Raw genomic sequence first — 13,678 nt, forward strand, 5'->3', positions numbered from 1 at the left:
CCGAGGGGCCGCCCTTTTTGTCGCCCGGGGTCTGCTCCGGAGCCGGCTCAGGCCGTCCCCTCCTCCGCCTGCTCCCGCAGGAAGTCGCTGATCTCGTGGGCGAGGTCGCTCTCGCGGCCCGCGCGCACGGACACCGGCTCCTCGCCCAGGTCGAGACCGCCGGTCCACAGGTGCCGGGCGGTCCACTCGTCGTCGACGCGCAGCTGTACCTGGACGTCGACGCGGGCGAGGGCGGGCTCGGGGCCCGCGGCGTGCAGGACGGCCGTGACGCGGCGCAGCGGGTAGACGTCGAAGCCCTCCACGAACTGGGAGTTGCGCCAGTCGACGAACGCGCTCTCGCCGTCGGGGCCGATCCGGATGTCGATCTGGCCGTCCTCCAGGTGCACGCAGTACTTCTGCTCCCCGCGGTTCTCGACGACGACGCGGAGCTTGAAGTACGTCAGCCCGTCGGCGGCCTCGTCACGGCCGCGCGGCGGCTCAGCGCGCTCCAGGCGGTGCACGCGCAGACGCAGGCCGGCATACGCCTCGTACTCCTGCCAGTCGCCGACCACGTTCGGCTCGTACACGGGTCCACCTCCCGACTTCCCGGGCTGCTTCCTATCCGTGGGCTCAAGGCACTGTCAAATGCGCGGAATGCGCTGTGGCCTGCGCAATCAGGCGGGGATCGCGGTGATCAAGCGCTGCCCAGCGGGAATCGATTCCGGACACCGGTGACGCCGTGTGCAAACGTGTGGCACATCACGTCACCGGGCCAGCCGGCCGAGCAGTGCGGAGGCGGCCGTGACCCCCAGCGCGGCGGCCACCGCGAGGACCGCGAAGTCGGTGCCGACGTGCGCCGGGGTGCCGAGCAGCAGCCCGCGCAGGGCGTCGACCTCGTAGCTGAGCGGATTGAACTTGCTGATCGCCTGGAGCCAGCCCGGCATGACGGAGACGGGGTAGAGGGCGTTGGAGCCGAAGAACAGCGGCATGGTGATCGCCTGTCCGATGCCCATCAGCCGGTCGCGGCTCAGGACGATGCCCGCGATGCTCATCGACAGACAGGAGAAGAAGGCCGAGCCGAGGACGACGACGGCGAGGACGGCGATCAGCTTCAGCGGGTTCCAGGTGAGGGCGACGCCGAGGAGGGCGGCGATGACGATCACGACGACTGCCTGGATCATCGACTTCACGCCGGCCGCGAAGGCCTTGCCGGTGATGAGGGCGGCCCGCGGGGTGGGGGTGACCAGCAGTTTGTTCAGGACTCCGGCGTCGCGCTCCCAGATGATCTGGATGCCGTAGAAGATCGCGATGAACATCGCGGACTGGGCGATGATGCCGGGCGCGAGGTAGTCGAGGTAGGGGACGCCGCCGGTGGGGATCGCGCGGATGCGGCTGAAGGTCTGGCCGAAGATCAGCAGCCAGAGGGCGGGCTGGACGGCGCGGGTGTACAGCTCGGTGCGGTCGTGGCGGAGTTTCTGGAGTTCGACCGCGCACATCGCGGCGACCCGCGCGGGGACCAGGCGCCAGCCGGACCGGGGCGCGGGCGGCTGGACGAGCAGGGATATGTCAGCCGACACGGTTCGCGGTGCGGCGGGTGCTGCGGACATCTCGGAAGTCTCCTGAATTCTCGTCGAGGGAGCTGCCGGCGACGTCGCGGAAGACGTCCTCCAGGGTCGGCAGGGTCTCCTGGCCCCGCCGGGCGGCGAGGCCGCGGCGCAGTTCCTCGGGGGTGCCGAGGGCGCGGACCCGGCCGCGGTGCATGAGGCCGACGCGGTCGCAGTACTGGTCGGCCTCGTCCATGTAGTGGGTGGTGACCAGGACGGTCATGCCGGTGGCCTCGCGCACGGCGGTGATGTGCTCCCAGACGCCGGTGCGGGCGATCGGGTCGAGGCCGATGGTGGGTTCGTCGAGGATCAGCAGCCGGGGCGCGCTGACCAGGGCCTGGGCGAGTTCGAGGCGGCGGACCATGCCGCCGGAGTAGGTGCTCGCGAGGCGTTCGGCGGCGTCCGTGAGCCCGACGGCGCCGAGGGCCTGCCCGACCCGGGCGGCGCGCTCGCGGCGGGGGACGTCGAAGACGCGGGCGAACAGGGAGACGTTCTCCCGTCCGGTGAGCCCGGCGTCGGCGGACAGCTGCTGGGGGACGTAGCCGAGCAGCCGGCGGACGGCCATGCGGTCGGCGGCGGCGTCGTGGCCGAAGACGGCGACCATGCCGGAGGGGACGGGGAGCAGGGTGGTGATGCAGCGGATCGCGGTGGTCTTGCCGGCCCCGTTGGGCCCGAGCAGTCCGAAGACCTCGCCCTCGCCGACGGTGAGGTCGAGCCCGTCGACGGCCTTGGTCTCCCCGAAGGCGTAGCGGAGCGAGGTGCAGTCGACGGCGGCGGTCATGGCGTGTCCTCCTCGGCGTTCTTCCGGATGCTCTTGTGCCGCGCTCCCCCGGCGTCCCCGGCCCCGTCCGTTTCCGTGTCGAGGTCCTCCTGGAGCCGGACGGCGAGGGTGCGCAGGGCCGGGAGCGCGGCGCGCAGGGCTTCGCGGTCGGCGGCGTCGAGGTGTTCGACGTGCCGTCCGACCAGCTCCGCGCGCCGCGCCTTCCACTCCCGCAGCCTGGTCTCGGCGGCCTCGGTGAGCCTGAGGCGGGCGGCGCGGCGGTCCGCGGGATCGGTCTCGCGGACCAGGTAGCCGTCCTTGACCAGTTGGTTGACGAGGGTCGAGACGGAGTTCCCCGCGAGCAGAAGCTCCTTGGCGGCCTCGGAGATGCCGATGCCGGGGCGGGCGCGGACCAGGCGCAGCAGTTCGGCCTCGCCGCCGCGCAGCCGGGGCACGGTGAGGGAGGCGCGCAGCCGGCGGCGCAGCAGTCGCTGGACGCCGACGAGGGCGTCGGCGAGTTCCTGCGGGAAGGTCTCGTCGTCCATGTCTTCAGATTATCTCTTTAGCAGAGGTAACAACCTCAAGGGTGAGTCAAGAAGCGTTCAGGGGTCCGCGCGGCCGACACTGGAGGTGTCCCCGCGAACCCCCTCGTACCGCCCGTACCGGAGACCGTCATGAACCAGCCCCCCGCGGCCCTCACCACCCGCTCCGTCTTCGGCGCACCCTGCTGGGTGAGCCTGACCAGCCGCGATCTGCCGACCGCCGAGGAGTTCTACAGCGCGGTCCTCGGCTGGCGCTGGCGCGGGATCGCGCTCGGCGACCACTTCCGGATCGCGCTCATGGACGACGTGCCCGTGGCCGGGGTCGCGGGGGTCGCGGCGCTGTGGCAGATGGCGGTGGCGTGGACGCCGTACTTCGCGGTGGTCGGCGCGGACGAGGCGGCGATGCGGGTGCGCGAGCGCGGCGGGACGGTCGCGGTGGGGCCGATCGCGCTGCCGCCGGGGCGGGCGGCGCTGCTGGCGGACCGGGACGGGGCCACGTTCGGGATCTGGGAGGGCGAGCTGATCGGCGACTGGGAGGTGTGGCGGCGCAGCGCCCCCGCCTTCGTCCGGCTGCACACCCGGGACGCGTTCGCGTCGGCGATCTTCTACGGCGAGGTCCTGGAGTGGGCCGGTGACGTGCCGGGCGGCTGCGAGGTGCACTACGAGGGCGGCGAGGTCGTGCTGCGCAGCCGGGGGCAGGCGGTGGCCCGGATCGAGTCCGGCGCGCTGGAGGCGGCCCCCGATCCGACGGTGCGCCCGCACTGGCAGGTCCACTTCTCCGTGCCGGACGTCGCCGGCTGTGCGCGGGCGGCGGAGAAGCACGGCGGGAGTGTGCTCGCCGAGGCGCGGGACGAGGCGGTGCTGCGCGATCCGGACGGGGCGCAGTTCACGGTCACCTCGCGGCGGGGCTGAGCGCGGCGGCCGGCAGCGCCCTGGGCAGTGCGCGGGAGGCGCGCAGCACGGGGACGGGGGTCCAGGGGACGAGCGGGGCGGGACGGTCGGTGCGGGCCCGCTGGGTGAACCAGATGACCTTGGTGCCGGCGTGGCCCGCGCAGGCGCCCCAGCCGTCGCTGGTGGCGGCGATCCGGCGCAGGCAGGCGCGCAGGTCGCGGTCGGGGCGCAGCGTCTGGTCGTGGCCGGCGACGGCGGTGATCAGGTGGTGGCCGTTCCACCACATCTCGACGCAGGCGCGTTTGTCGGCGGTGTGCGCGTCGAGCGAGCGCAGCAGCATCTCGACGGCCCCGCCGACGGGCCCGGCCAGCGGCTCCAGGTCCCAGTGGCGCAGGTGGGCGGAGAGGATGCGCCTGACCTGTCCGGCGCGTTCGGGGCTGACGTCCACGTCGAGGTGGTAGGAGCGGTGCGCGGGGGTCTTCATCGTCCTGTGGCTCCTCACCGAGGCTGGTCCACGGAGCGTGAGCAGTGGTCGCTTCCGTGTCATCTCCACGGTGCGGGGGTTGCTCCATTCGTGCAACATGAGGGGCTATGGGAACTTTGGACACGGTTTCGCATGACGCGGTCACCCGCTCGCTGCTGCACTACCGCAGCTGGGAGCGGCGGATGCTCGCGGCCCCGGCCGATCACGCGGCGCGGGCCGGGTTCGAGACGTCGGGGCACTCGCTGCGGGCGCTGATGGGCACGCGGTGCGCGCGGGAGGCGGCCGACGCGGCGGAGCGCTACCTGCGGCGGCGCTGAGCGGTCCGGGGCGGGTTCCTCGGCCGTTCGCGCCCGGGCCCGGCGCGGCTCGGCTAGATTCGAGCCCCGCACCAGCCCGTATCCGTCAGGAGCCCGCGCATGCGCGAGTCCGCACTCGCTCCCCCGTCCGTCGCGCCGATGGCCGGAGGGCTCGCCGACAGCGTCTTCGAGCTGGCGGCCCGCAGCCCCGCGCTGCCGGTGCTGGCGCGCCGGTCGGGAGACGGCTGGGAGCAGGTGACGGCCGCCCGGCTGCGGGACCAGGTGGCCGCGGTGGCACGGGGGTTCGTGGCCTCCGGGATCGCGCCGGGACACCGGGTCGCGCTGATGGCGCGCACGCGGTACGAGTGGACGGTGCTGTCGTACGCGCTGTGGACGGTGGGCGCCGAGGTGGTGCCGGTGTATCCGACGTCGTCGCGGGAGCAGGTCGAGCGGATCCTGCGGGACGCGGGGTGCGTCGGGGTGGTCGTCGAGGACGAGGCGACGGTGATGACGGTCGGGTCGGTGTGCGCGGTGCTGCCGGGGCTCGACCATGTGTGGCAGCTCGACGCGGGGGCGCTGGAGCGGCTGGCGGAGCTGGGCGAGGGGGTGCCGGAGACGACGGTGGAGTCGCTGCGGCGGATCGTGCTGCCGGACTCGACGGCGGTGATCGCCTACACCTCCGGCTCCTCGGGCCGCCCGCTGGGCTGTGTGCTCAGCCACCGGGGCCTGGCGAGCCCCTGCGACACGCTGCTGGCGGGCTGGGGGCACACGGCGGCGGCGCCGGGCGAGCAGCCGTCGGTGCTGGCGTTCCTGCCGTTCTCGCACGTGTACGGGCTGATGGTGCAGGGGCTGTGCGTGCGCGGCGGCATCCTCATGGGGCATGAGCCGGACATGAGCGAGGAGTCGCTGTCGCGGGCGCTGCGCACGTTCAGGCCGACGTATCTGTACGCCGTGCCGTCGGTCTTCGAGAAGCTGTACAAGATCTTCCTGCGGGACGCCCAGCGGGCGGGCCGGGGCGCGCTGTTCGAGAAGGCGGCCGAGACCGCGCGGCACTTCGCGGCGGCCACGGAACGCCAGCGGCTCGGCCGGGGCTCGGGCCCGGCGCTCGATCTGCGCCTCCAGCACGCCCTGTTCGAGCGGACGGTGTACCGAAGACTGCGCGCCGCCCTGGGCGGCCGGGTGCACCGCGCGGCCTCGGGCGGCTCGCCCCTGCACCGCGACCTGTCGCTGTTCTACGAGGGCATCGGGATCTACGTCCACGACGGCTACGGCCTCACCGAGACCAGCGGCGGGATCACCATGCAGCCGCTGGGCCGGGAGAAGTCCGGCACGGTCGGGCAGCCGCTGCCGGGCACGGAGGCGGCCGTCGCGGACGACGGGGAGATCCTGGTGCGCGGCCCTTCCCTGTTCCACGGGTACGTCGGCGAGCACGCGGCGACCCGGGCGGTGCTGCGCGGCGGCTGGCTGGCCACCGGCGACCTCGGGCACCTGGACCGGGAGGGCTATCTGACGATCACCGGCCGCAAGAAGGACGTCATCATCACGACCAGCGGCAAGAGCGTCTCGCCCGCGCCGCTGGAGCAGCGCCTGCGGCTGCATCCGCTGGTCCACCAGGCGGTGGTCGTGGGCGAGGGCCGGCCCTGTGTGGGCGCGCTCATCACCCTCGACCCCGACTTCCTGGCCCACTGGCGCGGCAGCCTCGCCTTCCAGGGGGAGGCGCTGAGCCGCGAGACCCGGGAGGAGAACGCCCTGCGCGACGAGATCGGCCGCGCGGTCGCCGCCGCCAACAGCGCCGTCTCCCGCTCCGAGTCCATCCGCGTCTTCCGCGTCCTGTCCCGCCCCTTCGACCAGACCGGCGGCCTGCTGACCCCGTCCCTGAAGCTGCGCCGCGACGCGATCGTGGCGGCCTGCGCGGCGGAGATCGAGACGATGTACCAGTCGCGGGCCCCGATCCCCCGGCAGCTGCCGCCGGAGGGGATGTGGGACGAGGGGGACGACGTGTTCCGCTGATCCGGCGTTACGCCGTCGCCGTCCCCCGGGGCGTGAGCCGCCCGTAGTGGGCGGCCACCGACAGCAGGTACCCGGGGTCGCGGGTCTCGCTGTCGGTGTGGAAGCGGGGCGCCGAACGCACCTCGTCGCGGGTGCAGTTGAGGACGACCCGGCGGGAGGTGCTGTCGACGGAGGCGACGGCGCCCACGGGGACGACGGCGCTCTTGCCGAAGATCCACACGCCGGCGTCGACGACGAGGTGGCGCAGCCCCTGCGGACCCGCCTCGCGCTCGACGCGCCCGACCGTGCCGCCGGCCGCGACGACCGCGTAACCGGTCAGGTCCTGCCCCTCGGTGTGGCCGCTGTCGGGCGCGTATCTCCAGATGCTCTCGGTGCTCACCCTGCTCCCTCCCCTGTGTCTCGTGGACGTCAGCCGTTCCCGGCAAGCTCCCCATACCCGCCCGTCGGGGCCGTGACGCGGCGCACTCGCGTGCCGTACCGCACGCATGGAAGCGCGCCGCCGGGGTACGGGGGCACCCCGGGGGCGCCGGCGGGTCCTCTGCATGCCTCTCCCGGCTGGCGGACGCGCCCTCGGCGCGGTGGGATCGGTGTGGTGCCGACATGAAGGAGACCGACGTGGCTCGACCGAGGATTCTGGTGGTGGGCGCGGGCTTCGCGGGGGTGGGGTGCGTGCGCGGGCTGGAGCGCGGGCTCGCGCCCGGCGAGGCGGACATCACGCTCGTGACCCCGTTCGCCTACCAGCTGTACCTGCCGCTGCTGCCGCAGGTGGCGTCCGGTGTGCTGACACCCCAGTCGATCGCGGTGTCGCTGCGCCGCAGCGGCAGGTACCGCACACGGATCCTGCCCGGCGGGGCGGTCGGCGTGGACCTGAAGGCGAAGGTCTGCGTGGTCCGCTCGATCACCGGCGACCTGGTCAACGAGGCGTACGACTATCTGGTGCTGGCCCCCGGCAGCGTCACCCGCACGTTCGACATCCCGGGCCTGACGGACCACGCGATCGGCATGAAGACCCTCGCGGAGGCCGCCTACGTCCGCGATCACGTCATCACCCAGCTCGACCTGGCCGACGCGAGCGACGATCCGGCGGAGCGGGCCTCGCGGCTTCAGTTCGTGGTGGTGGGCGGCGGTTACGCGGGCACGGAGACGGCGGCCTGCTTGCAGATGCTGACGCGCAACGCGGTCAAGCGGTATCCCCGGCTGGACCCGAAGCTCATCAAGTGGCACCTCATCGACATCGCGCCCAAGCTGATGCCCGAGCTGGGCGACAAGCTGGGGGCGAGCGCGCAGGAGGTGCTGCGCAGGCGGGGCGTGGACATCTCGCTGGGGGTGTCGATCGAGAAGGCGGGCCCGGAGGAGGTCACCTTCACCGACGGCCGGGTGGTCCCGACCCGGACCCTGATCTGGACGGCCGGTGTCGCGGCGAGCCCGCTCATCGGGACGCTCGGCGCGGAGACGGTGCGCGGCCGGCTCCTGGTCGACGCGCACATGGCGGTGCCGGGCCAGGACGGCGTCTTCGGGCTCGGCGACGCGGCGGCCGTCCCCGACCTCGCCAAGGGCGACGACGGCGCCGTCTGCCCGCCCACGGCCCAGCACGCGATGCGGCAGGCCAAGGTGGCCGCCGACAACGTCATCGCGACCCTGCGGGGGCAGGGCATGAAGTCGTACCACCACAAGGACCTGGGTCTTGTGGTGGACCTCGGGGGCAGCGACGCCGTGTCCAAGCCGCTGGGGGTCGAGCTGCGCGGGCTGCCCGCGCAGGCGGTCGCCCGCGGCTATCACTGGTCGGCGCTGCGCACGAACGTCGCCAAGGTCCGCGTCCTGACGAACTGGACCCTCAACGCCCTGGCCGGCGACGACTTCGTGCGCACCGGCTTCCAGTACCGCAGGCCCGCGAAGATCAAGGACTTCGAGTACACGGACGCGTATCTGACCCCGGAGCAGCTGCGGGAGCAGGTCGGGTGATCCCCCGCCACCTGGGCCCCAGCGGCCCCGCCGCATAAAGTACGGCCCGTGAGAACAGCGGTGGGGCGGTTGTGGGACCGGGTCTCGGCGGCGGACCCGGGGCTGTTGCGGCTGGCGGCGGGGCTGCGGACGACGGGCGCGATCGCGCTGACGCTCGCGGTGCTCGGGCCGCTCGGGGCGGACGTCAAGCTGCTGGTCGGCGGGGCGATCACGGCGATGGTGGCGACGTTCGCGCTCCAGGAGAAGCGGCGCCCGCAGCAGGCCGTCACCCTGGCGCTCGGGCTGCCGACGGCGCTGGCGTCGGTGTCGCTGGGCACGCTGCTGCACACGCGGGTGGTCGCCGGGGACGTCTTCTTCGTCGCGCTGATCTTCTGCGCGGTGTACGGGCGGCGGTTCGGGGACCGGGGGACGGCGCTGGGGCTGATCGCGTTCCAGACGTACTTCGTGTCGCTGTTCGTCGGGGTCACCTCGGGGACGCTGCCGGGGCTGCTCGGGGCGGTCGTGGTGGCGTTCGCGTGCAGTGCGCTCTCGCGGTTCGCGCTGGTCCCGCAGTCCTCCGCCGGAACGTTCCTGCGGATGCGCCGCGCCTTCCGGGCCCGGCTCTCGCAGCTGTTCGACGCCCAGCTGGAGCTGCTGGACGCGGGCCCCGACGACGTGGAGAAGGCGCTGGAGCGGCTGCGGGAGGGCACCGCCCGGCTGCACGAGACGGCGCTGATGATCCAGAGCCGGCTCGAGGAGGGCACCCCGGACCAGAGCGTGGCCCGGCTGGTGCAGCGCCGGGTCGCGGACGCGGAGATCACCGCCGAGCGCCTCGGCCTGCTCCTGCTCACCGCCCGCAGCGCCGAGCGCGCCGACACCCTCACCCTGCACCTGCCCGGCGCCCCCATGCCGGAGGGCGGCCACCTCCCGGTGCGCGACGCGGCCCGCGACGCCGTGCGCCGGGACCTGACGGCGCTCCAGCTCCTCGTCCGCCGCCCGGACGCCTCCGGGACGGCCCTGTCGTACGTCCGCAACCGGCTGCTCGGGTACCGGGACGAGGAGAACCTGCCGAGCGGCTCGCCGGCCGTGCAGGACGTGTTCCGGGGCGTGGGCGAGGCGGCGCGGGCCGTGCTGGGGCTCAGGATGGCGCTGGAGGGGGCGCCCGACGACGCCGACGACAGCGCCGAGACCGCGCGCTCCCGGGAGGAGCTGGACGCGGAGGACGCGGCGCTGGAGGCCGGGGAGGAGGCCGAGCCGACGGGGTGGGCGCGGCCGACGACACGGGCCGCGCTGCAAGTGGCCGTCGGGTCCTCGCTGGCGATCGTCGGCGGCGAGTTCCTGTCCGCGCAGCGCTGGTACTGGGCGGTGCTGACCTGCTGGATCGTGTTCCTGAACACCGCGTCGACCGGGGAGATCCTGATCAAGGGCTACCGCCGGCTGCTGGGGACCGTGCTCGGCGTGATCGCCGGACTCGGGCTCGCGGCGCTGGTGGGGCAGCACACGTGGACGGCGTTCGCGGTGGTGCTGCTGTGCGTGTTCGCGATGTTCTACACGGCGCCCTTGTCGTACACGCTGATGTCGTTCTTCGTGACGGCCGCGCTGGGGGTGCTGTACACGCTGCTGCACACCTACAGCCTGTCGGTGCTGGTGCTGCGGATCGAGGAGACGGCGCTGGGGGCGGCCTGCGGGGCGATCGCGGCGGCGCTGGTGCTGCCGGTGCGCACCGACCGGCGCACGAACGAACTCCTCGCCACCGTCCTCGGCCGGCTCTCCGAGGTCACCACCGGGGCGCTGGACCAGCTCAGCGGGGCGTACGGCGGGGACCTCCTGGAGCGGGCCCGCGACCTCGACCAGGCGCTGGCCGACCTGCTGGCGGCGACCCGGCCGCTGACCCACCCGGCGTCCCCGCTGCGGGGCCGCAAGGACACCGCGCGGTACGTCGTCGCGCTCCTGGAGACCTGCGCCTACCACGCGCGCTCCCTCGCGGCGACGGCCGAGCTGCTGCCGACCCACCCGTCCATCGCGGCCGACCCCCGGCTGCGCGGCGCGGGCGAGCGCATCCTGCACAACATCGCGGCGATCGCGGAGCACGTCGAGGGCGGTCCTGGGGTGGTGCGGACCGGCCCGAGCATCGCGTCGCTGCTGCGGCCCGGCGGGTACGGCACGCCACGCTACGGGCGGGTCACCGACCGTGTGCTGCGGCACTTGCAGCGGCTGGACGAGGCGGTGACCGGGCTGGCGCGGCCGTTGAAGGTGCCGGTGGAGGCGGAGAAGGGGACTGTGGCGGCGTGAAAGTCCTTGTGGATCAAGGGAGTTGAGGCGTTCATGCCAGCTTCCGAAAGTGAAACCGGTCACTTGGCCGGGTTTTGGCTTCCCGTTGGCGCCTTCGGTGGTTTACGGTTCTATACATACGGGGTGCAAGGAGTCGCAGGTTCTTCCTCCTCCTGATCTCCGTATAACGGCCCTGGCTGGCCTCCCCCGTCCAGCCAGGGCTTTCCCATGTCCGTGGCCGGACATTGCCTTCCGCCGAGGTGCCCCGGGCGCCGTCAGAGGCTCCAATGGAAGCGGAAAGGGGAAGCCCCCGAACCCGCCGCCGGTGAGGAGCCCCGCGCATGACCCGAGCCACGAGACTGCTGAGCGCCCTCGACCATCCGCAGCGCGACCGACTGATGTCCCTGTCCCGTGAGGTGTCCTTCCCCGAGGACACCCGGATCTTCGAGGCCGGCGGCGCGGCCGACCGCTTCTGGGTCATCCGCTCCGGCTCCGTCTCCCTCGACCAGCAGGTCACCTCCCAGCAGCGCGTCACCGTCGCCAGCCTCAGCTCCGGCGACCTCCTCGGCTGGTCCTGGCTCTTCCCGCCGTACGCCTGGGACTTCGGCGCGGAGGCCTTCAGCCCGGTCCGCGCCTACGAGTTCGAGGCCCGGCCGGTGCTGGACCTCTGCGACCGGGACCCGGCGCTCGGGCTGACGCTGGTACGGCTGGTCGCGGAGATCCTGGCGCATCGGCTGGAGCTGACGCGGGGGAGGCTGATGGAGGCGCATCGGAGGGGTGGGCTGTAGCGGGGCGCGCATCCAGGAGCGGCGCGTTTCCCAGAGGGCACGCTTCCAGGAGGGGCACGTTTCGCAGAGGGGCGCGTTTTCCGGGGCGCGTCTGTTTCCGCGAGCCTCCTCAGATGCTGTACCGCCGCAGCGCCGGCACCGCCGCCGCCAGGCTCAGCATCACCAGGACGACCAGGAGTCCGCCCCCGGCGACCGCCGCGCGGGGGCCGAAGGCGGCGCCCGCCGTGCCGTGCAGGGCGTCCGCGAGGCGGGGGCCGCCCGCGACGACGACCGTGAAGACGCCCTGCATCCGGCCGCGCATCTCGTCGGTGGCCGCCGACAGCAGGATCGCGCCCCGGAAGACCATGGAGATCATGTCGGCTATCCCGGCGAGCGCCAGGAAGGCGACGGCGAACCAGAGGCTGCCGCTCAGTCCGGCGCCGGTGATGGCGAGGCCCCAGGCGACGACGGCGCCGATCACCATCAGGCCGTGCCGGCGTATTCGGGAGAACGCGCCGGAGAACAGCCCGCCGAGGACGGCCCCGATCGGGATCGCGGCGAAGAGCAGACCGAGGGCGAGCCCTTCGCCGTAGGAGGCGTACGTCTGGGCGGCCAGCTGCGGGAACAGCGCGCGGGGCATGCCGAGGACCATCGCGACGACGTCGGCCAGCATCGACAGCAGCAGCACCTTGTGCCCGGAGATGTACCGGAACCCCTCGGCTATCTCGCGCACCCCCGCGCGGCGGGACGGGGAGCCGTCCAGCGGGGGCAGCGCGGGGAGCTTGTGGACGGCCCAGACGGTGACGCACAGGGCGACCGCGTCGATCAGGTACAGCTCCGGCAGCCCGATCACCGGGATCAGCGCGCCGGCCAGCAGCGGGCCGACGACGAGGCCGGTCTGCATCACCGTGGAGCCCAGGGCGTTGGCGGCGGCCAGCTCGTGCGCCGGGACCAGCCGGGCTATGGACGCGTTGCGCGCGGGCGCGTTGAGCCCGAAGAAGGCCTGCTGGAGGGCGAGCAGCACCATCAGCACGGCCACCGAGTCCAGCCCGGCGAAGGCCTGGAGCCAGAACAGCACGGACGTCACAGCGATCCCGCTGTTGGTGACGAGCAGCAGCTTGCGCCGGTCGACCGTGTCCGCCACGGCCCCGCCCCACAGGGCGAACAGGACCATGGGGACGAGGCCCGCGAGGCTGGCGTAGCCGACCCAGGCGGAGGAGCCGGTGATGTCGTAGATCTGCTTGGGCACGGCGACGGCGGTGAGCTGGCTGCCCACGGCCGTCACGATCGTGGACGACCAGAGCCTGCGGTAGGCCGGGCGGCGCAGGGGGCGGGTGTCCATCGCCCAGCGGCGCCAACCGCGCCTGGGGGCAGGGGCCGTCGGGGCTTCGGGGCTGCTCTCGTCCGTGTCCACGCGCGTCCTGGTTGCTCGTTACATCTTTCGCTGCCGGGCCCACTATGACAGCCCCCACTGACATCGCCGCCGGCCGCCCGCTCAGCTGTCCACGACCAGGGTGACCCCGATGACGATCATCGTCGTCGCGACCAGCGCGTCCAGCACCCGCCAGGCGCCGGGGCGGGCCAGGAGGCGGCCCAGCAGCCGGGCGCCGAAGCCGAGGGCGGTGAACCAGCACAGGCTCGCGACGGCCGCGCCGAGGCCGAAGGTCCAGCGCAGCGCGCCCCGGTCGGCGGCGATCGAGCCGAGCAGGAAGACGGTGTCGAGGTAGACGTGCGGGTTGAGCCAGGTCAGCGCGAGGCAGGTGAGCACCGCCCGCTTCAGCGAGCCCGCGCCCTCACCGCCGGCCACGAGCGCCCCCTGCGGCTTCAGCACCCGCCGGGCGGCGAGGGCGCCGTAGCAGAGCAGGAAGGCGCCGCCGATCCAGCCGACGGCCCGCAGCGCGCCCGGCCAGGCCACGACGACGGCGCCCACCCCGCCGACGCCGAGGGCGATGAGGACGGCGTCGGAGAGGGCGCAGATCGCGACGACGGCCAGGACGGCGTCACGGCGGGCGCCCTGGCGCAGGACGAAGGCGTTCTGGGCGCCGATCGCGACGATGAGCGACAGACCGGTGCCGAAACCGGCCGCCGCCGCGGAGAGAGCTGAGGACATGCGCTCCACGCTACGAATCCGAT

At 73.4% G+C, this 13,678-nt stretch carries 13 protein-coding genes and 1 pseudogene; 6 read left to right on the plus strand and 8 right to left on the minus strand.

Annotated elements, in window-relative coordinates:
• Positions 1–47: 47 nt before the first annotated feature.
• The 4 genes from ACYUD3_RS19785 to ACYUD3_RS19800 form a co-directional block, all read right to left on the minus strand.
• Positions 48–566 carry a hypothetical protein gene (locus ACYUD3_RS19785; RefSeq protein WP_470971647.1) on the minus strand — a complete coding sequence of 173 codons (519 nt, stop codon included), beginning with the start codon at positions 564–566 and terminating at the stop codon, positions 48–50.
• Positions 567–743: 177 nt separating this feature from the next.
• Positions 744–1,586 carry an ABC transporter permease gene (locus ACYUD3_RS19790; protein ID WP_470971650.1) on the minus strand — a complete coding sequence of 281 codons (843 nt, stop codon included), beginning with the start codon at positions 1,584–1,586 and terminating at the stop codon, positions 744–746.
• Positions 1,546–2,364, minus strand: coding sequence for an ABC transporter ATP-binding protein (locus ACYUD3_RS19795; protein WP_470971652.1), 819 nt, complete (start codon positions 2,362–2,364; stop codon positions 1,546–1,548). Before ACYUD3_RS19795 ends, ACYUD3_RS19790 begins: the two co-directional genes overlap by 41 nt.
• A complete protein-coding gene (locus ACYUD3_RS19800) occupies positions 2,361–2,888 on the minus strand; it encodes a MarR family winged helix-turn-helix transcriptional regulator (protein WP_470971655.1) in 528 nt (175 codons plus the stop codon). The genes ACYUD3_RS19795 and ACYUD3_RS19800 overlap by 4 nt, the downstream gene beginning before the upstream one ends.
• A 129-nt stretch (positions 2,889–3,017) precedes the next feature.
• Here ACYUD3_RS19800 and ACYUD3_RS19805 point away from each other — a divergent pair, with 129 nt between their 5' ends.
• Entirely contained in the window at positions 3,018–3,797 is a 780-nt protein-coding gene (locus ACYUD3_RS19805; RefSeq protein WP_470971657.1) for a VOC family protein, read from the plus strand.
• Here the strand turns inward: ACYUD3_RS19805 and ACYUD3_RS19810 are convergent.
• Positions 3,778–4,260, minus strand: coding sequence for a pep a2 (locus tag ACYUD3_RS19810; protein WP_470971660.1), 483 nt, complete (start codon positions 4,258–4,260; stop codon positions 3,778–3,780). The genes ACYUD3_RS19805 and ACYUD3_RS19810 overlap by 20 nt on opposite strands.
• 107 nt (positions 4,261–4,367) lie before the next feature.
• Between ACYUD3_RS19810 and ACYUD3_RS19815 the strand changes: the two are divergent.
• Positions 4,368–4,568, plus strand: a pseudogene (locus tag ACYUD3_RS19815) (DUF5133 domain-containing protein); the annotation flags it as partial.
• Positions 4,569–4,676: 108 nt separating this feature from the next.
• On the plus strand, positions 4,677–6,566 hold the full coding sequence (locus ACYUD3_RS19820) for an AMP-dependent synthetase/ligase (RefSeq protein ID WP_470971662.1): 1,890 nt from the start codon (positions 4,677–4,679) through the stop codon (positions 6,564–6,566).
• Between the two features lie 7 nt (positions 6,567–6,573).
• Here ACYUD3_RS19820 and ACYUD3_RS19825 read toward each other — a convergent pair whose 3' ends face one another.
• Positions 6,574–6,945 carry a PRC-barrel domain containing protein gene (locus tag ACYUD3_RS19825; protein WP_470971664.1) on the minus strand — a complete coding sequence of 124 codons (372 nt, stop codon included), beginning with the start codon at positions 6,943–6,945 and terminating at the stop codon, positions 6,574–6,576.
• Positions 6,946–7,166: 221 nt separating this feature from the next.
• On the opposite strand from ACYUD3_RS19825, the gene ACYUD3_RS19830 reads away from it, so the two are divergent.
• The 3 genes from ACYUD3_RS19830 (at position 7,167) to ACYUD3_RS19840 (ending at position 11,566) form a co-directional block, all read left to right on the plus strand.
• A complete protein-coding gene (locus tag ACYUD3_RS19830) occupies positions 7,167–8,528 on the plus strand; it encodes an NAD(P)/FAD-dependent oxidoreductase (RefSeq protein ID WP_470971667.1) in 1,362 nt (453 codons plus the stop codon).
• Positions 8,529–8,576: 48 nt separating this feature from the next.
• Positions 8,577–10,799, plus strand: coding sequence for an FUSC family protein (locus ACYUD3_RS19835; RefSeq protein WP_470971669.1), 2,223 nt, complete (start codon positions 8,577–8,579; stop codon positions 10,797–10,799).
• Between the two features lie 320 nt (positions 10,800–11,119).
• Positions 11,120–11,566 (plus strand): cyclic nucleotide-binding domain-containing protein, encoded by a 447-nt coding sequence (locus ACYUD3_RS19840; RefSeq protein WP_470971671.1) that lies wholly within the window; start codon positions 11,120–11,122, stop codon positions 11,564–11,566.
• A gap of 109 nt (positions 11,567–11,675) precedes the next feature.
• On the opposite strand, the gene ACYUD3_RS19845 is transcribed toward ACYUD3_RS19840, so the two are convergent.
• Complete coding sequence (locus ACYUD3_RS19845; protein WP_470971672.1) at positions 11,676–12,959, minus strand: MFS transporter; 1,284 nt, start codon at positions 12,957–12,959, stop codon at positions 11,676–11,678.
• Positions 12,960–13,040: 81 nt separating this feature from the next.
• The gene (locus ACYUD3_RS19850) at positions 13,041–13,655 is read right to left on the minus strand and encodes a LysE/ArgO family amino acid transporter (RefSeq protein ID WP_470971673.1); all 615 of its coding nucleotides are present in this window, start codon (positions 13,653–13,655) and stop codon (positions 13,041–13,043) included.
• Positions 13,656–13,678 lie beyond the last annotated feature (23 nt).

This window comes from Streptomyces sp. AMJ-169, assembly GCF_055597585.1.